Origin of the sequence: Pseudoalteromonas sp. SWYJZ19, assembly GCF_015864375.1 — a bacterium.
GTDB classification, from domain to species: domain Bacteria; phylum Pseudomonadota; class Gammaproteobacteria; order Enterobacterales; family Alteromonadaceae; genus Pseudoalteromonas; species Pseudoalteromonas arctica.
The window spans coordinates 79071-99534 of record NZ_JADYXI010000015.1 but is presented as its reverse complement, the minus strand read 5'-3'; the positions used below and the strand labels follow the sequence as shown (position 1 = coordinate 99534).

General features: G+C 38.0%; 11 protein-coding genes. 8 read left to right on the top strand and 3 right to left on the bottom strand.

Annotation, left to right across the window (positions count from 1 at the left end):
- Positions 1-4: 4 nt before the first annotated feature.
- Positions 5-778: a phytanoyl-CoA dioxygenase family protein gene (locus I6F45_RS15060; protein WP_007378079.1), complete on the bottom strand. Its 774-nt coding sequence runs from the start codon at positions 776-778 to the stop codon at positions 5-7.
- A 235-nt stretch (positions 779-1013) separates the two neighbouring features.
- On the opposite strand from I6F45_RS15060, the gene I6F45_RS15055 reads away from it, so the two are divergent.
- The 8 genes from I6F45_RS15055 to pbpC all read left to right on the top strand — a co-directional run bounded on the left by I6F45_RS15055 (position 1014) and on the right by pbpC (position 16869).
- Complete coding sequence (locus I6F45_RS15055) at positions 1014-1781, top strand: IclR family transcriptional regulator (protein WP_166419038.1); 768 nt, start codon at positions 1014-1016, stop codon at positions 1779-1781.
- Between the two features lie 251 nt (positions 1782-2032).
- A complete protein-coding gene (locus I6F45_RS15050; RefSeq protein ID WP_165740624.1) occupies positions 2033-4804 on the top strand; it encodes a TonB-dependent receptor in 2772 nt (923 codons plus the stop codon).
- A 73-nt stretch (positions 4805-4877) separates the two neighbouring features.
- Complete coding sequence (locus tag I6F45_RS15045; RefSeq protein ID WP_165740625.1) at positions 4878-6431, top strand: tryptophan halogenase family protein; 1554 nt, start codon at positions 4878-4880, stop codon at positions 6429-6431.
- Positions 6432-6454: 23 nt separating this feature from the next.
- Entirely contained in the window at positions 6455-7177 is a 723-nt protein-coding gene (locus I6F45_RS15040) for a SapC family protein (protein WP_165740626.1), read from the top strand.
- Positions 7178-7398: 221 nt separating this feature from the next.
- Positions 7399-7878, top strand: a complete 480-nt coding sequence (locus I6F45_RS15035; RefSeq protein ID WP_197160974.1) for a hypothetical protein — start codon at positions 7399-7401, stop codon at positions 7876-7878.
- A 27-nt stretch (positions 7879-7905) separates the two neighbouring features.
- Positions 7906-8499 carry a DUF1287 domain-containing protein gene (locus tag I6F45_RS15030; RefSeq protein ID WP_197160966.1) on the top strand — a complete coding sequence of 198 codons (594 nt, stop codon included), beginning with the start codon at positions 7906-7908 and terminating at the stop codon, positions 8497-8499.
- Between the two features lie 65 nt (positions 8500-8564).
- On the top strand, positions 8565-14489 hold the full coding sequence (locus I6F45_RS15025) for an alpha-2-macroglobulin family protein (protein ID WP_197160964.1): 5925 nt from the start codon (positions 8565-8567) through the stop codon (positions 14487-14489).
- A complete protein-coding gene (gene pbpC, locus I6F45_RS15020) occupies positions 14470-16869 on the top strand; it encodes a penicillin-binding protein 1C (RefSeq protein WP_197160962.1) in 2400 nt (799 codons plus the stop codon). Before I6F45_RS15025 ends, pbpC begins: the two co-directional genes overlap by 20 nt.
- Before the next feature lie 291 nt (positions 16870-17160).
- On the opposite strand, the gene I6F45_RS15015 is transcribed toward pbpC, so the two are convergent.
- Together I6F45_RS15015 and I6F45_RS15010 are read right to left on the bottom strand one after the other, a co-directional pair.
- Positions 17161-17775, bottom strand: a complete 615-nt coding sequence (locus tag I6F45_RS15015; protein WP_149605600.1) for a GntR family transcriptional regulator — start codon at positions 17773-17775, stop codon at positions 17161-17163.
- 171 nt (positions 17776-17946) lie between these two features.
- Entirely contained in the window at positions 17947-20286 is a 2340-nt protein-coding gene (locus tag I6F45_RS15010; RefSeq protein ID WP_197160960.1) for an agarase, read from the bottom strand.
- Between the last annotated feature and the right edge of the window lie 178 nt (positions 20287-20464).

Sequence of the window (20464 nt, the reverse complement as noted above, 5' to 3'; positions counted from 1 at the left end):
TACTTTAAGTGCGTTCTTTTGCTTTAAAATTTAAAATAGCATCATCGTTAACGCGATTTAAAGGGTAATAAACAGCTTCGTTTTCTTTAAATGGTTGGTTGCTAATCGCATTGTAAGCACTGATCATTGACCAGCGAGGTTCTGCAGCACGGTTTTGATTTGATTTATGCAGTAAATTACAGTGGAAAAACAGTACATCACCTGGTTCAAGTTCTACATTGATAAGTTCATGGTACTTCATTGCTTCTTCTACAAACTCTAAACAGGCGCCTTTTTGGTCACCCGTTTTACTGTGATCTAATCGTCCCAAATGATGTGAGCCTTTAAGTACTTGCAAGCAACCATTTTCTTGCGTCGCTTTATTAATGGCGACCATACAGCTAATTGATTTTGGATAAAGCATGTAGTTATCACGATGCCAGTAGCCAAAATCTTGATGCCATTCCCAGGCGCCACCTACAAATGGTTCTTTCATCATAATTTTAGTGCTGGTGTGGTACACCTCTTCGCCAATAAGTGTTTCGCATACTTCAATTAAACGACGACCGCGAGAAAACATACTGTATAAATCGTCGCCTGTTTTTTGCCATAAACAGACTTTACTTACAGCGCCGTCGGCGTCTTTTTTGTCCCATGCTCGCTCATAGAGTGTATCGTCATTAAAAGCAGTTTGTTGTAATAGCTCAATTTCATCAGCGCTGTAGTAATTTTTGACAATAATATAACCATCACGGTGAAAATCAGCTATTTGTTGTGGTGTTAAATAAGTGTGTGACATAAATATATTTCCATTTTCTCTTACAGTTGTATATTGTTAACAATGATTGCTCGGTTAAGCATTTAGGTCAAGCGTAATTTATATAAAAATATAGAATTCATATATGAATGGGTTTTGTTTTATTAAGTTATTGATTTTAAATTATTATTGAAAATTTCAAGCTAAATAAAAGTTTTAAATTTATATATAAACAAACGTATTGTTTATCAATTTTAAAAGGCATAAATAAGTACAAATGAACGATAAATCAAAAACTAAATATGCAGTTCCTGCTTTAGATAAGGGGTTGGATATATTAGAATTTTTAGCAAAAAATAAAAGGCCTTGTACACAAAGTGAGATAGCGGCTGGTATTTTAAAAACACCTAACGAAGTCTATAGAGTACTTGTTGGGCTTGAAAAACGCGGTTATCTAATTCGCTCTGAAACCTCTGGTCGATATCATTTGTCATTAAAGTTGTATAATTTATCGCGAAGTATTTCACCAATGGATAATGTACTAAAATCGGCCTTGCCACATATGGAAGATCTAGCTGTAAATATTGAACAGTCATGTCATCTAAGTATGCTTTATCAAAGCCAAGCTATGGTGGTAGTGCAAGCGCGTAGCAAAAGCCCTATGCATTTGAGTATTGCAGAGGGGGCTTTATTTCCACTTAGTAGCTCAAGCGCGGGTAAACTGCTTTTAGCTAACAGTAATGACGAAGTGCGGCAAATGCTTATCGAACACGATGAAATTTACAGTGCTAGTAAAGACGCCTATAAAGCATTATTAAATGAGCTAAACACAATCAAAGTGCAAGGGCACATAATGCAAAGCAATCCACTTATCGCCGGAGTACACGATTTTAGTGTCTTAATTGGCAAGCCTAATGCAAATTTAATAGCTGCATTGACCATTTCTTCTTTTGACTCAACCCTAAACACTCACGCTAATAAACACAGTGTAATTAGCGAGCTTAAAAATACCGCCCAAAAAATAACCTCGTTATTAGAGCGCTAATACCAACTGGCGCTTTTGTAGGAAGCAACCCGCTCAACAATCATGCATAAGTCTCAGTACTTTACTGCTTGCTTACAATGTCGAATAAAAAACCAACGCTAACTGTAAAATAAATGGTCAATTTGTTTGACTTAGTTAGCTAAACTAATTTATTGTAAAGTTAATTGTTAACAATATTATGATAACAATAAGCATCCCGTAAATAATCCGTCAACGATTACACGTAATAAACACAATATTTAGGTGCAAAAATGACTAACACACAATTTAAATTAAATGCGATTTGCGCAGCAATGCTGATAACGTCTCCTGTAAGTTATGCCGCACAGGAAAACGAGACAACTGTACAAAGTGATGTTGAAGTTATCCAAGTAACTGGTATTAGAAGCGCATTAAGTAAATCTGCGTCAATAAAACAAGACTCATCGGGCGTGGTAGATGCTATTTCAGCTGAAGATATTGGTAAGTTACCAGATACTAACCTAGCTGAATCGCTGCAACGTATTAGTGGTGTATCAATCGACCGTGCAAACAATGAAGGCAACCAAGTTAGTGTCCGTGGTTTTGGTCCAGGTTTTAACCTTGTTACCTTAAATGGCCGCCAAATGCCTAACTCTTCTGTATTGCAAGAAGCGGGGGTTTCGCGCAGCTTTAACTTTAGAGAAATAGCAGCAGAAAGTGTATCGGGTGTGTCTGTTTATAAAACAGGTAAAGCGAATGTAGCCTCTGGAGGGATTGGCGCAACCATTAATATAAATACAGCAAAGCCGTTTGATTTTGATGGCTTTAAAGCCTTTGCTAATGCAAAAGGAATATTAGATACCAGCTCTGAAGATTCTAATTTAACACCTGAAATTTCGGGAATGGTTAGCCAAACATTTGCAGACGATACATTTGGTGTTTTACTTGCGCTGTCGCATTCAGAGCGAGAAAGTGGCCGAGAGCGCGTAGGTACATCGCAAGGCTGGGTACGTAATCGCGCTAACCCCACAGGAGTAGATAGCAGTGCAATTGATACAACAGCTAATCCAACTGGTACTTATTGGGTACCTTGGACGCCAGAAATGGAGCGATTTGAAACTAAGCGCGAGCGTCAAAATGCGCAGCTGGTTTTACAGTATGCTCCAAGTGATAACTTAACGGCTACGCTTGATTACACTTTATCGCGCTTTGAAGAAACTAGTAACACAAATAAAATGGCATTTTGGTTCGATAATCCAACCGGTACAACTGATGCCAACGGTACGTTAGTTGATATTAAAAATGCAAATGATGAGTTGAATTTTTGGGCGTGGGAACTCTACGAAAAAAAAGAAAATGATTCACTAGGCCTTAACTTAGCGTGGCAAGCCAGCGATTCATTGAAACTTACGTTTGACGCTCATAACTCTACATCGCACTCAAACCCTGATGGAGATACTGCCGAAACGATTGCTAACTTAAAAAATGTACCGGGTTCTGTTAAATCAATTGGTGCTAACTTTTCGGGTGATATTCCGAGTATTACTGTCGATGACTCTACATTGCCAGGCGGTGCATACGATCCTGCTAATATCGTATCTGATTTATATCAGCGCCGTGGCTATGAAATGAAAAATACCATTAAGCAGTATCATGCAAGTGGACAATGGGAGAATTTGAAGAGTGGGGCACTCAGCGCTATTAATTTTGGTGTAATGTATACCGATTACCAAATTGATACTTATCTTTCTGAGCAGTTTTCATTTGTCGATATTCCCCTAGACAACCTAGGGCTAACCTTTGATGAACAAGGTGACTTTGCTGATGAGTTTTCAGGTTCGGATCAGCTATTTCCATTTATTCCACGTTACAGTGCCAACGATTTTGTAGATATTGTCAGAGATGAAGGATTATTTATTGAGCCAAATATTTCTACAAATGGGGTTGAGGAGCAAACGCTCGCGATATATGTATCATTTGATCTTAAAACCGAATTTAACGATATTCCAATTGATATGAATGTCGGTGTGCGCTACGAAGACACCGATGTAACAGGTTATTCAGTCAAGCCTGGGGTTGTTGCTTTTAACTATCGTCATGCTGAAGAACTTCGCCCTGTATTTGCTGCAACAGCAACACCGCAGGAGCTTGAAGGTGGTTATACACGTATATTACCAAACTTTGATATAAGCGCCGACTTAGATGACGGCTTTAAAACTCGTTTTTCATATAGTCGTACATTAGCCCGTGCAGGTATTGGTGGTATGTTCCCATCAACTACCATTAATGCCCGTCCTGAAGGACCGTTTAATGCATCGCAAGGTAACCCTAACTTATTGCCAATTACGTCAGATAACTTTGATTTTTCAGTTGAGTGGTATGGAGACGACGGAAGCTATGCATCGGTTGGTTACTTTAAAAAGTTTGTTGAAAACTTCATTGGTGCAGGCGTAGTGCAAGGTACGCTAAATGATGTAAATGGCGAGCCGTTACGCGATCCAAGTGTTAACCCCCGCCCTGGTTGTCCTGATAGTTCAGATACACCTAACCCAGCATGTTTAAGCCAAGCGTCAGACCCGATTGTTAAATTTGATATTGCAACGCCAGATAATCTTCAAAATCGTGAAGTAGATGGTTGGGAATTAAATGCGCAGTACATGGTGCCTGATACAGGCTTTGGCGTCGTTGCTAATTATACGATAGTTAATAGCGATGAATCGTTTAAACCGTATGATTTTGACCAAACAATTGCACTAGCAGGACTAAGCGACTCAGGTAATTTGGTCGGCTTTTACGAAAACGATGATTACCAAGTTCGTTTAGCCTATAACTGGCGCGATGATTTCTTACTGTCTTTGGGAACTGAGCCTACATTTACAGAGGCGTACGGTCAGCTAGATTTTAGTTTTAATTACACCATTAACGACACCTTGGGTGTTAGCTTTGATGCACTTAATTTAACTAATGAAACAACACGCCGCCATGGTCGTTTTGCAGAGCAATTAGTATCTGCTGAGCAATATGGTCCGCGCTTTAGCATTGGCTTAAGTGCTAAATGGTAAGTTAGTTTTTGACAAATAATACAAAACGACAGCTCAGCGCTGTCGTTTTTGCCTTTTAACTAACGAGGTTGCTATGAACGATGATATTAAATCAATAGTAATAGTCGGCGGTGGAACAGCAGGATGGCTAAGTGCAGGAATAATTGCAGCTTATTTACAAAAGCATCACAGTAAAAAAATAAATATAACGCTGTTAGAGTCATCTGATATTCCAACAGTGGGAGTAGGTGAGGGGACGTGGCCTACTATGCGAAGAACCCTTAAAGATATGGGAATACGTGAGAGTGAGTTTATTAAAAAATGTAATGTGTCGTTTAAACAAGGCGCCAAGTTTGCCAAATGGATTACAGGTGAAGAAGACGACTATTACTATCACCCGCTTGAACTACCAACAGGGATGTATGAACATAACTTAGCTACTAGTTGGCTAACTAAAAACGAGCCAAAACTTCCTTTTGCCCAGTATGTAAGTGCGCAGCAATCAATATGCGAAAGCGGATTAGCTCCCAAACAAATCACCACACCCGAATTTAGTGCAATAGCAAATTATGCTTATCACTTGGATGCAGGCTTATTCGCTACATTCTTAAAAAACCACTGCATTAATAATCTTAATGTTAAACACATTGTAGGCACTGTCGTCGGTGTAAACAATTGCACAAATGGCGATATTAAAAGCGTTAGCCTTAATAATAAAATAGAGATAGCTGGGGATCTATTTATTGATTGCAGTGGCTTTAAATCGTTATTACTAGGTGAGAACTTAGGGGTGGGGTTTAAATCTTGTAAAGATGTATTATTTGCTGATAGTGCGCTTGCCATACACATGCCATACAAAGATGACGAACCAATATGCTCGCATACTTTATCTACAGCACAAACATCTGGCTGGATTTGGGATATAGGGTTACAAACACGCCGTGGAGTAGGGCATGTGTACTCTAGTAAACACATTAGTGATGAAGATGCTAAGCAGCAATTATTTGATTACTTAAATATTAATAAAGATCAGCAAAGCGAATACAAAGTTAAAAAGCTTAGTTTCGAACCAGGACATCGTGAAAAATTTTGGCATAAAAACTGTGTCGCAGTAGGCCTCTCAGCTGGTTTTTTGGAGCCACTGGAAGCCTCTGCTTTATTACTGGTAGAAATATCAGCCAATTTTGTTGCCCAGCAATTTCCGGCCAATAGGCATGTAATGAATATAACTGCGCAGCGTTTTAACCGCACATTTAGTTATCGATGGGAGCGAATAATCGACTTTTTAAAGTTGCATTATATGTTGAGTAAACGAACCGACAGCCCATTTTGGCAAGCGCACTGTCATCAAAGTACTATTCCACAAAGCTTAAAAGATAACTTATCACTTTGGGAATTTCATACACCAAGCGATAACCACTTTGATCATTCACAAGAAGTGTTTCCAGCAGCAAGCTATCAATATGTGATGTATGGCATGGGGTTTACAGGCTCAAGCGAACTGTATGGCAACTCAGAAAGTTATTTTAAAAAGGCCATTGCGCTTGTTAATAACAACCAGCAAGTCACCCAAAAATTACTTAATAAATTACCTACAAATAAAGAATTATTAGTGCAAATTAATCAATTTGGTATGCAGCAAATATAGTTAAAACATAAGAGCGACACACTATGACAAACTCAGTATTACTCGATAAAAATACACATAAGTACACTCGCATTAAAACTGAGCGAGGTGCACAGTACGGTGAGGCAATAAACTACATTCCGGTTGTTGCCGATGAGCTTTCTCAACTTGCATTAGACTACCCAGTCTATTTTATGAAAAATAATCAGACTGGGCAATTTGAGCTGTTTGCTTTAACCGGTTTTGATGAGGGACAAAATCTATTTTTACAAAAGGATATCTGGCAAGCTACTTACGTGCCATTACACATTCAGCGACAACCATTTAAGCTAGGCGTAGGTAATAGGCTTTCAAATAATAGTGAGCAAACCCAGTTAGCCGTTACAATTAACGAGCAGCACCCAAGAGTAAGTAATAGCGAAGGGGTACAATTATTTGATGAAAATTCAGAGCCAACTGCTTATCTAACTAATGTGAGTGAGCAGCTAATTAAGCTTATGAACGGCGGCGAACGCACAACCGCGTTTATCAATACCTTACTAAAACACGATTTAATTGAAGCAGTGCAGCTAAACATCACTCAACCAAATGGCAAAACACAAGGCTACAATGGCTTGTATTCTATTGCCGCAGATACACTACAACTACTATCTGCAGAAACACTAAACGTTCTGCACTCAAAGGGTTACATACAAGCTTGTCATCTAATTATATGTTCGAGCGGACATGTTCAAAAATTAGTAAAATGGTTACACGATTTAAAATAAGTTTTTTATTAATTAGCGTTACTTACACCCACTGATTGTTCGTGTGAATTAGTTAATGCTCATACCTATGAAATAAGGAATGAACTACAACTCGAGACTATTATGTGTTCACTTCTTAGGTTTTGGAGTTCGATTATTTGCCTTGGTTTTGGTATCATTTAACTTATCGGCTTGTATCGCAATGGGAAATGTCTAGCCAGTAAACATTGATGATTAAGAGAATGGACATGCTCGAACAAATAGAACAATGGATTGATGTAACAAATATTAAATATAAAAACCAAAGAATTAGCTGTGAAAAATTTGCCAGTGAGTTTGCTGGGTTTTATCCTACTGAATTTTTAAAAAATGCCTTTTACGTTATTGTCGATGAAATACCCAAACCTAACTTTCCTTTTTTGCGTGAAATGGGGCTAGGCGATTTTATTGACATGGATGCGGCTGGTACTACATACAAAAACACTTACTACATGCTTCTTTACGTGGCTGATAATTTAGCTGTGCATTTTCATGAACTTGTTCACGTAGCCCAATGGAGTGAACTTGGCGCCGAGGCTTTTATGTTGCGTTACATAACCGAAATTCAGCAGGTTGGTTATGATGCTGCACCACTTGAAGTAATGGCGTATGGTCTTGATAAGCACTTTACAAATAATGGCAAGAAAATAAACGTGCCTGAACACGTGGTTCAAGCGTTGTAGTTAATTAACATTTTCAAAGGATTGCATATGACACGCTTTACTGTTTTTTTACTGAGCTTACTTAGTGTAAATGCCTATGCGGCATCGTTTGATGACGATATTGTTGCAGCGCTGCTTGAAAGAACAACACATAACGTTACCTACGATGGGTCTTATCGCTCTATTGCTTATCCGGGTGGCGATGTGCCCGCTAATGTTGGGGTGTGTACCGATGTTGTTATTCGATCATATCGACTTTTAGGTATTGATTTGCAAAAGCTTGTGCATGAGGACATGCTAAAAAGCTTTGAGCTATATCCCTCTAAGCGTATTTGGGGTTTAACCAAACCTGATAAAAATATAGATCACCGCCGAGTGCCAAACTTACAGGCTTACTTTAAAAATCATGGTCAAGTGCTCACTAAATCAAATAACGCGAACGACTATAAAACGGGTGACATTGTAACGTGGATGCTGCCAGGTAATTTGCCGCATATTGGTATGGTTGTGAATGAGTTAGCAAAAGACACAGGGAATCCATTAATTGTTCATAATATTGGACGAGGACCTGAAAAAAGCGACATGCTTTTCGATTTTAAAATTACGGGGCATTACCGTTTCGTCCCACAAGAATATAAATAATCAGATTATAAGTATGAGTTCTCTCATTTATTGATATTGCAGTATAAAGAAAAAGGATTTTGAACGTGAATACAAAAACCGATTCAAAAGAGGCTAACCCAAAAGAGGTTAATCTTAAACAAAGTAAACTCGCTCCCAAAATAGCGAGCTTATTTATGAGTATTGTTTTTTCAGCCATAGGAACGGGTTTGTTTAGTTTGGTTGCAAGCTTACTTGGCAACGTAAATGTAACCGAAAAAGCAGTTGGCAGTGTGTGGGTTTTACTGACCACATTTTTTGTTATTTTAAATGTATTTGGTGTCATTATTTGGCATAAACCGAAATGGTTAATTACTGCTATAAATAATGTGCTTAGGTTTGCTAAAGAGCGCAAAACAGCATTTTTTAGCGCCGTGCTAATGCTGATATTAATTATAGCAGGCTATTGTTTTTTTCTTTCCTTACCACAGCCAATTAGTTACAAAGCAACTCACTCTACACCTGCTGTTACCACTTTATCTGATGTTTTAAACCCTGAACCGCTTTATATTGATTTTGCTCCTGTTTTAGATGATGTAGAAAACACGGATGCAGTGTCTTACTCTGTGGCCAAGCTTGCGCTTGTTGGCAAAGTGATCCCCACAGGTATAAAAGTCACGCCAGAGCTAATTGGACAGTGGTCTTGGAATAGTGAAAGCCAGCTTAAATTTATCCCAAAACAAGATTGGTCAGCAGGGCAAGAATATACAGTACGTTTTGATTCGTCTATTTTTAAAAGCGATATACACCTAAGCGATAATGAGCATGTATTTAAAACTCCCAACTTTGAACTAACACTTAGCTCGCTCGCTTTTTATCAAGATCCTAACGTTAAAAAAAGTCACAAGGTGGTTGCAACATTAAAAGCGACTTACCCAACAGATATAAGCACCATAAAAAATAATTTAAAGCTGACTCAATCACTTGATCAAGATGGCAAGAACGAACTCGCGCAATATAAATTTGATGTTACTTACGACAAACATCAACGAGAGATTTACATTACTTCAGAGCAAATACGTATTCAAGATACCGAAAGCTATCTGTATTTTGTGCTTAATAGCGGTGTAAAGCCGGTTATGGGTCCTTCTAAAACAACAGTAGAGATTAAAGACGCTGTGTTGATCCCAAGTGTAAATAGCTTTTTTAGAGTAAATACGGCCAATGTGTTGATGGTAAAAAATACGCAAGGGGAGCCCGAACAAACACTTGTTTTAGACTTCACAGACGATATTTCATCGCAAGATGTGATTAGTAAAACGATTGCTTACGTATTACCGACTAAAGATTCAAAAGGTAATTATAAGTACTTCGGTAGTCCACGAGAGGTTACTGATGCAGTGCTTAAGCAATCTCAAAAAGTTAAGTTAAATGCGATTCCTACCGCGCAAGATACAACTAAGTTACACAGTTTTACGTTTGACGCCCCTCAAAACCAGCAAGTTTATATCGCGATTGATAAGGGATTAAAGTCGACGGGTGAATTTACAATGGTGAATAAATACGACACTATTTTAGATACGCCGGCGTATCCGACACAAGTAAATATTATGTCTAAAGGGTCTATATTATCAAAAAATGGTGACCATAAATTGTTATTTTTGACCCGTGGTGTAAACGCACTTCAAGTTAAAGTAGGTAGGGTAGAAGCCAATCAAATTAACCACCTTATAAGTCAAACCAGTGGTGATATTTCTAATCCAGAATTTAATAATTATTACTTTACAGAAGAAAACATAAGTTCAATTTTTACCAGACAAGTTAATTTAAAATCGGAGCACCCTAAAAAAGCGGTCTATTCATCTATTGATTTGAGTAGTAAGTATAATGAGTCAGTTGGTTTAGGCTTATTTTTTATAAATGCTCAAGCGTTAAATACAAAAGATAATTACGTATATGGACCCCAAGAAAAACGACTTATCCTTATTACTGATTTAGGTATTTTGGTAAAAAATAATGCAGATGGATCTCGCGATATATTTGTCCAATCTATTGAAACAGGAAAACCGGTAGCAAAAGCGAAGGTGTCGTTATTGGGTAAAAACGGATTAGTTATTTTAAATACTAAAACAGATTCTGAGGGGCACACATTTTTCGACAACACAAAGTGGTTTACTGATGATCAAACTCCCGTTGCTTTTGTAGTAGAAACTAAAAGTGACATGTCTTTTATTCCTTATAATCGCTATGCCCGAATGGTTAACTACTCTCGGTTTGATACCGGCGGTGTAAGTTCTGGGCTCAGTGGTAGTAATAAAATAGATGCGTTTGTTTTTTCTGACCGTGGAATTTATCGACCAGGCGATAGCGTTAAACTTGCCACGATTGTGAAGCAACAAAACTTTACAAAACTGGGCGATATACCGCTTGAACTTATAATTACCGATCCTAAAGGGGCAACTGTTTATAATAAACGTGTGAGCTTGGATAAGTACGGATTGCTTGATTTTGACTTTAAAACACAAAATAGCGCCAACACTGGAACGTATTATGTATCGGTCCAGCTTATTAAAAATAATAATAGCCGCGACCAATTAGGCAGTACTGAGTTTAAAGTTGAAGAGTTTGTGCCCGATAGATTGAAAATCAGCAGTCAATTTTCTCAGTCATCTGCAAAGGGGTGGGTAAACAGCTCAAAATTTAAAGCATTGGTGAGCCTTCAAAACTTATTTGGTACACCTGCTCAAAATAGACGTGTTACTGCTGATTTACGTTTATCTCCAGCTGGTTTTTACTTTAATGAATACAAAGATTATGTGTTTTCTGATCCCCACAGTGAAGGGAAAAATATTAGACACAGTAATGAATCATTAACCGAAACCAAAACTGATGAACAAGGCAAGGCAGAGTTTGATATTGACTTAACCCGCTATGAGGCAGGTACTTATCAGTTAAATTTTGCAGTACAAGGGTATGAAGAAGGCGGTGGTAAAAGTGTTCGCGCAAGCAGCTCGGTGCTTGTTTCGCCAGTTGAGCAATTAGTTGGTTATAAAGCCGATGGCGATTTAAGCTACATATCAAAAGAGTCAAAACGTGTTGTAAAATTTATTAATATTAATTCAGAAACTGAGCAAGTTGCGCGTGATGATTTATCGCTAAATTTAATAGAACAACAATATGTATCTACGTTGGTGCAACAAAATAACGGCACTTATAAGTACCAATCGGTTAGAAAAAACAAACAGGTATCAAGCAATCCGTTTTACATTAAACAAGATGGCGCAGACTACGAATTACCCACTGCTGAGCCAGGTGATTACTTAGTAGAACTCGTTGATGGCAAAGGGAATACCGTCAGTAGAGTATCGTTTACGGTAACCGGTACGGGTAACATAGCGGGTAAGCTTGAAAAAAATGCTGAACTGCAAGTTAAATTAAATAAACCGGATTACAAACCGGGCGAAACAATTGAAATAAGTATTGTAGCGCCTTATGTTGGCTCGGGTTTAATTACAATTGAAACCAATAAAGTACACGCTTTTAAATGGTTTGAGAGTAAAACAACAAGTAGCATACAAACAATAACGCTACCTAAAGGAATAGAAGGCAATGCGTATGTTAATGTTTCATTTGTTCGAAGCCTTGAATCGAAAGAAATATTTACAAGCCCATTAAGCTACGCAGTTAAACCATTTGCGATTGATCGTAGTAAACGCGCAATAGATTTTGACGTAAACATACCTGATAAAGTAAAACCAGGTGACGATTTAGTCATTTCATATAGTGCCAAATCACCTTCACGTGTTCTGTTATTTGCTGTAGATGAAGGTATTTTACAAGTGGCGAATTATCGGACGCCAAAGCCGTTAAATCACTTCTTACAAAAACGTGCATTAGAAGTTAGCACTATGCAAATTGTTGATCTTATTTTACCTGAATTTAAACTAGTGCAAGAGCTTGCAGCTGCCGGTGGTGGTTATGCTGAATCAATGGCAATGAACCGCAAGAGCAAGCAACTTAACCCGTTTTCTCGTAAGGTACAAAAACCAGTCGCATTTTGGTCTGGTATTTTATCGGCTGATGCTAAAACGAAAAAACATACGTTCACTATTCCAGATACTTTTACAGGTCAGGTACGTGTAATTGCGATTGCCGTAAATGACGAGGGTGTTGGTGTTAAAGAAAGTACAACACTTGTAAAAGGGCCCTTTGTATTAAGCCCTAATGTATTAACGACAGCGGCACCAGGCGATGAGTTTGATATTGTACTTGGTATTGCCAATGGCGTTGAGGATTCAGGTAAACAACTCCCAATTACGGTAGAAGCGCTTGCTTCAAGCAACATTGAAATAATAAGTGATAAAAAACTAACGCTAAATATTGATGAAAAATCAGAAGACACATTAACGTTTAGAGTAAAAGTGCTCGATAAGCTTGGCGCTGCATCAATTACATTTACTGCGCTGTCGGGTGACAATGTTAGCCAACGTACGGCTACGTTAAGTGTACGCCCTGCGGTTGCATTTGTTAGTAGCTTTGAAAGTGGCTTTAGTGAATCAGGTAAAAAAGAAATAGCGGTTTCGAGACAGCTATATCCTAATTTAGCACAAAATAATATTACCGCTTCACAAAGCCCGTTAGCCCTTGTTGATGGTCTTATTAGTTATTTAGATAACTTTCCTCATATGTGTACCGAGCAAGTGGTGAGTAGTGTGTTTCCGGTGCTGAGTTATTTAGAACACCCAAGTTATATGGGCGACGTATCTTATAAACATGAGCGTATAAACAACTTAATAGACACCCTTCGTCAACGTCAGTTACCTGATGGTAGATTTATGTTATGGCCGGGTAATTCTAGTGCATCTATTTATTCTTCTCTTTATGTTATGCATTTTTTATTAGATGCAAAAGAAGCGGGCGTCGCAATACCTTATGATATGTGGAACAGTGGTTTTGAAGGTGTGCGCAGTATAGCGAGCGGATCTTTAGAGATGAATGACAGAAACCGCGCTTATGCTATTTATTTGCTAACACGACAAGGTGAGGTAACAACTAATTACTTATCTGATTTAGAAAAAAGCGTAAATGCGAGTAATAGCAAAATATGGCAGCAAGATATAACGTCCGCGTTTATGGGCGCAACTTATCAGCTATTACGTGCAAGCGATAAAGCGCAAGCACTGATCAATAGCTATAAAATTGGGCAAAATACGCAACACGATAATTGGGGCGCTTACGACTCTCGTCTAGCTCACGACGGACAGTATATTTATTTGTTATCAAAACATTTTCCTGCTCGCTTAAAGCAGTTAACTAAAGATGATTTGTTTACTGTAGTTGACCCTATTTTTAAAGGAGACTACAACACGTTGTCGTCTGCTTGGTCTGTACTTGCTATGACGGCATACTCAAAAGTTGCGTTATCACAAGCCCAGCCTGAAGATGTAAAAATAATGGCAACAACGAGAAAGGCAGATAAAAAGGCATTAGACGTAACTTATGCACCTTATCCTAAAGCCTCGTTTTTAAATGACGTTAAAACGCTTGATGTATTAGCGCCACCTCGCTCATTTTACATGATGAGCCAAGCTGGTTTTGATACAAACGTGCCACAAAAGTCATTAAGTAATGGTTTAGAAGTTGTCAGAGAATACCAAGACGATAAAGGTAATATTGTAACCACCGCTGTTCAAGGTCAAGAGCTAAACGTTGTATTACGAGTGCGTAGTACAACGGGTAAAAATATTTCGGATGTTGCTGTTATTGATTTGCTACCTGGTGGCTTTGAAGTGCTCAGAGACAGCGTTCGCAATAGCTATAACCGCTGGACCTCTGACTATAAAGATATACGAGAGGATCGCGTTATATTGTATGGCAGCTTTGGCGATAGCATGACTGAGCTGACTTACAAAGTTAAGGCTACTGCATCTGGCAGCTTTGTAGTGCCATCGGCTTATGCTGAATCTATGTATGATTTAAGTATTAAAGCGCACTCAAAATCGGGTCGTTTTGATGTTACCGCCGCTAAATAAAAAGTTTAGTTTTATAATAAAAACGGCTTTTTTTACAACAGCACTGCTTGCAGTGCTGTTGTATTTATTTACTCCAAAGCCTGATATTACTCAGCCTAATGCTTACTCAACGGCTTTTTACGATAGCAGTGGTAAATTACTTCGTTTAAATTTAGCCGCAGACGATAGATATAGATTATGGACGCCAATAGATAAAATCCCTTTGAGCGTTCAACAAGCGACTTTATTGTATGAAGACCAAGACTTTTATGAGCATACTGGTGTCGATTTTATTGCTTTAATAAATGCGTTTTATACTAGCTATATTAAAAGAAGTCACCGAGTTGGTGCCTCAACAATAACAATGCAAGTAGCCCGGTTGCACTTTGGGATGAACACGCATGTTATTTTTGGAAAAGTAGAACAAATACTTCGAGCGTTACAAATTGAGCGACACTACAGTAAAAACCAAATACTCGAGGCGTATTTTAATTTAGCGCCTTATGGATCAAATATTGAAGGTGTTGGTGCAGCCAGTTTAATTTACTTTAAGAAACCAGCCATTGATCTTAATTTACCTGAGTCATTATTACTTAGCTTAATTCCGCAAAACCCAACCAAACGAAATCCCATTAAAAAGTCGGCTAAATTGGTATTGCTAGAAACAAGAAAAAAACTGTTTACTCGTTGGCTTGAAAAATATCCAGAGGATAAACATTGGCTAGCAGCTATGCAATTACCGATAAAGGTATATGCCTCTTCAGACTTACCTTTTGAAGCCCCACATTTTATTAATAATTTACAAAGCGAGTACCCGCATCTAAAGCCGGGAGAATATAAAACGTCGATAGACCTTAATTTACAAAACTTACTTCAGCGCCATGCAAAAAATTATATTAATCGTAGGCAAAGAGACGGGCTTAGTAATACGTCTGCTATTTTACTAAATTATAAAACTATGGAAGTAGTTGCTGAATTAGGCTCTGTGGATTTTTTTAATAATGACATTAGCGGTCAAGTAAATGGTGTAAGAGCTAAACGGTCGCCAGGTTCAACCCTTAAACCATTTATTTATGCGCTTGCTATAGACGAAGGGTTAATTCATCCATTAACGCTTGTAAAAGATGCCCCCAAACGCTTTGGAGGATATACACCAGAGAACTACGATCAACAGTTTTTAGGCCCTATATCAGCTACTGAATCGCTCGTGTTGAGCCGTAATGTGCCTGCCGTTAATTTGATGTATCGCTTACAAAAAGTGGGGTTATACGATTTACTCGTTGCTGCCGATGTTAAAAAGCTTCAGCCTAAAGAGTTTTATGGTTTAGCGCTTGCGCTGGGCGGCAGTGAAGTAACGATGCTAGAGCTCGTTAAGTTATACGCCATGTTAGCTAATTTAGGGGTGTATAAGGATGAAGTTATATTAAAAAAAGACGCCGCTGTTATTAACCAAAACAACCCAAACAGCCCAAACAACCCAAACAACCCAAACAAACATATCAAGCAACTCATCAGCCCTGAGGCAGCCTACCTGACTTTACAAATGCTAAGTAAAAATAGTGCAGTTGATGAGATCTCATTTCAAAAAGAAAGAAGGCAAGCTTACCCTGTATATTGGAAAACAGGTACTTCATTTGATTTTCGTGATGCATGGTCAGTAGGTATTGTTGGCCCGTATGTTTTAGCTACATGGGTTGGTAATTTTTCAGGAGAAGGGCACCCATCTTTTATTGGGCGACAAGCAGCCGCGCCTTTATTTTTTGAAATAATACGTTCATTAGATAGTTACGGCTTAATCAAAGGCAATATAAAGCCAGGTGGTTTAAATATTACAGAAGTAGATATTTGTTCAACAACAGGTGATTTACCTAATGTGCATTGCCCTAAAACAGAAAAAGGGCTTTTTATTCCAGGTAAGTCGCCAATTAAAGTATCGGATGTACATCGTGAAATTTATATTGATAAAGCATCTGGATTACGTGCTTGTCAGTATGATGAATTTACAACGACAAAAGCAGTTTATGAATTTTGGCCATCTGACTTAGTCAGATTATTTAAACAAGCAGGCATTGTTAAACGCCAGCCTCCACCTTATTTAGATTCATGCTTAATTAATAACACGAGTACACAAGGCTCAGCACCGACTATTACATCTCCGAGTAACTTAATTAGCTACACGATAAGAGCCAGTAAATTAAAGCAAGAAAGCCTGCCTTTTAGTGCAACCACAGATACAGATTCACGTATTTTATACTGGTTTGTAGATAACAGTTTTGTAGGTAAAGTAGAGCGAGATACGCCTTTTTTCTGGCACCCGCAAGTAGGCGAATTTGACGTAAGAGTGGTTGATAATTTAGGGCGTAGCGCATCAGTTTCAATGCGTGTAAAGCTCGTTCAGTGATATTGAGTGTTCATGCATTTAATGTAATAAATAAAGGGTAGTTTTTTATAACTGAAATTTATATAAACGAGAGCGATTTACTCTTTCTTACCTACATGGATGTGGATGATGGTAAGGGCGTGAGCTGGACGCGGAGCTTTTGCTCGGTAGCCCACTAGACTACAAATCTCGGGCCGCGATTAAATCGGCTCCTAGATTGAAAAAATTTCAATCTACAAAGATCAACACGCCCTTATGACTTCATAGCCGCTAGTTTATATAGCGGAGTATCAAAATGACTTCGAAAGTACGTTACTTAATATTATGTTTTACTGCTTTAACTGCTGCGGCGCTATCTTGAGCTTTAAGTGCTTCTAAAATAGCGCGGTGCTCGTTTACACATTCAGAACTTGAAGTAATTCGCTTATAGTTTAAGCGCATACGCATTACGTACGGGTACCAAATATTAACAAGTTCTTCGCCACCAGCTTGGTATATTAAATACTGATGAAACGAAATATCAATTTTAGTTACTTCGGTATAATCTTCTCTATCGAGCGCGTCTTCTAAAGATGCTAAAATGCCTTCTAGTTCAGCAATGTTTTGATCAGTTAAATTACCGTTTAATTCAGTGATTGCGTACTCTTCAATACTACGGCGAAGTTTTATCATTAAGCGTTGTAATTTAGGCTCTAAAACACTATTTACAGACGCACCACAGTTATTGCGAGAAATAAGTAAACCTTCTTTTGTAAGCTGTAATATTACATCGCGAATAGGGCCGCGAGAAAGACCAAATCGCTCTGCCAGCTCTTTTTCATTTAACTTAGTTTGTGGTGGCATTTCACCAGAGATTATATCTGAGCGTAATTGCTCAGCTATTTGATCTTTTACAGATAAAATTTTAGTTGCTCTGTTACCAGCCATATTTATTCCTAAATTTGATTAACTTTATCTGACCCTAACATTAATTAATAAGCTTTGTTAATTTAGTCAAGATCATGTACTTATCTCAGTGTATATAAAAAAAGTGGAATGGTCTATTGTCAACACATTACAATAGACCAATAAATGTACAATTAATGGCTGTATTTACGATTATTTTTTAAAACGTCGTTCATACATAGACTCATTCATTGCTTTAGCTGCTTCAACCATTTCAGTATAGGGGCGATCTGTAACGCTAATAAAGCCAACGTTATAGTTTTCGCCATCGTAGGCTCTACCAGTAATTGGCGAGTCGATATATTGAAACCAATGTGCGCCAATAAAGTAAGGGTTGTCGATGACTGAGTTCATGTAATCTGTATACATTTTTGCTCTGTCTTGCTGGTTAGCTGCATGTATTAACCCAGGGTGAAACAAACCCGAGTCAGATGCGCCAATATGAAATTCGCCAATAATTGCTGGTTTATCAAATTGTGATAAAAATGCCCATTTATCTTCTCTTAAGCCTTCTTTGTATGCATTAAAGCTTATTACATCTACATACTTAGCAGATGCTTTAACCACTTCGATTGGCATGCCCCAATCCGGAAAACGTGCACCTAAATACATATGATTTGGCAGGTATTTATCCATAGCAGCATCTACAACACTAAAATACTTGTCGGCATAGGCTGTAAGTAAAATAGCAAAATCACTCAGTTGTTCTTCATTTTTTATATCAACCGTTACACCTTTGTCAAACTCAACCCATGAGGCTAAGTTTAAGTGCCATACCTTATTAAGTTTAGCGACATCAGTATATTTTTCTTTCATTAAGCGAGAAAATTCAGCTTTAGTAGGCACTGTTTTAGCATCACGGCCTAAGGTATTAATAACAATACCATAATGGCTTTTAACGGAATCAGGGCGGCCAAAGCTTTTTTCGTTATCAATAAATACGCCTACTGCCCAAGGCGAATTTTTAACTTCTTTTGCAACAACACTTACAGTTTCATTGGCACGCACAGCAAATTCAGGGTCGAATACATCCGGCATGGCTCCCCAAAAATCGTTTCCGCTTGATACGGTTTTAAAATCACCTATAATCCAACCATTGGCAAAGTAGGGCACTTTTTGATTATCGTAATAACTCGGATCAGTCCAATTACCCAGTGAGCTAAAGCCCCATGTGATCATTCTATCAAGAGTCACTTCACGCCATTTTTGCATATAATCTGTATTATTTTGTCCGTACTTACGCTCTAAATTAGCTGCATAAAAGCTATATGTTTCGCCGTGTTCTAACGGACCCGAATGCGCACTTTTACGATAGCCAAAATGTTTACCTAGAGGCTCATTATAATCAGGTAGCCATTCAAATAAATTTTTACGCACTTGTGACGCTACAAAGCGGCTTTTAAGCGCTTCTTTATTTACTTGGTTTAACCCTTTTGAATCCTCAGGTGTTACCCCTGCATCCGCTGGTTTTGCCAATAATGCTTGATCAAAATCGTAACCAGTTAGTGTGGTTGAGTTTGCAAGACGAATAATATCAATTCCAGTTGCAAGGTATAAATAGCCATCAGGGTCGACTAATGACCATTTATCATTATATTTAGCCGTTCTAAAATAACCAGTAGCTTCTAATTTTGGACCTTCTGCCCAGCCACCAAAGCGTGAGCGATTAGTAGGGCGTTTAGAAAGTAACTGTGCTGCTTCTTGTTTTTTGTCGCTCAATAGCTCGGCTTCTGAATGTACCTTCCCTGAAAATTCTTGTTTGGCATTTTGGCCAAATTCATCAACAATTTTGGTTAAAAAAGCAGTATTAAATTGAGGGTTTTTACGAAGTGAAATAGATTTTATTGCCAGCTCTTTGTCATGCAATGTACTTTGCACGCTAATTGCTATTTTAGCGATGCCTTTTAAGTTAAGATTTTTTTTACCCCACATAGAAATAAACTGTACCTCATCAGACTCCCATGTATCAGGGTTTGAACGAAGTCCTGAGGTAAAGTTAAGTTCTACATTTTCTTTGCCATCGGGCGTTGCAAGGTCGTGGCCGTCAAGTTTTGCGTAATACGTGTTGTATCCACCTACCGGCACATTAACGCTACGCGTATAGTTAGCACCGTCAATATCGGAGATATCTAAATAAATTTGTACAGAGTGTGTTCCTGGGTTTGCCAATTCAAAGGCAAGATTAAAATCACTAAATTCACTCCAATCCCAAGGTTTTTCCGGTGAAAAAACAATACTAGCGTACGAATTTTTCTTAGATTGAAATGTCACATCTAATACAGAGTTTTCTGCCTTTACAGTGGCTGCATTACTTTTGTATTGAACTGGGGTTAGCTGTGTGTGTGCAGCATCAGCAAATAAATACATTAATGTATCTGCTGAATTAACCTCTGTAGGCTCATTGGTTGGTTTTTCAACCTTGATTTCTTGTTGGTTACAGGCACTTAGCGCAAGTAAGAGCGATGTGAGTAGTATGTTCTTTTTATATTTCATTGCTGTTCAACCTTTAATTACAATTTAACATACCATACAACAAAAAAACCAAATTGAATATTGTTGACAATATGCAATTTTTGTTTTTATGTGTTATTTATAATAAACTTTTGATTTTGTTTAACTAATTTTTAATGCTAATTGTAAAAGAGTTTAAGTTAAAGCATGATTTCTTAAA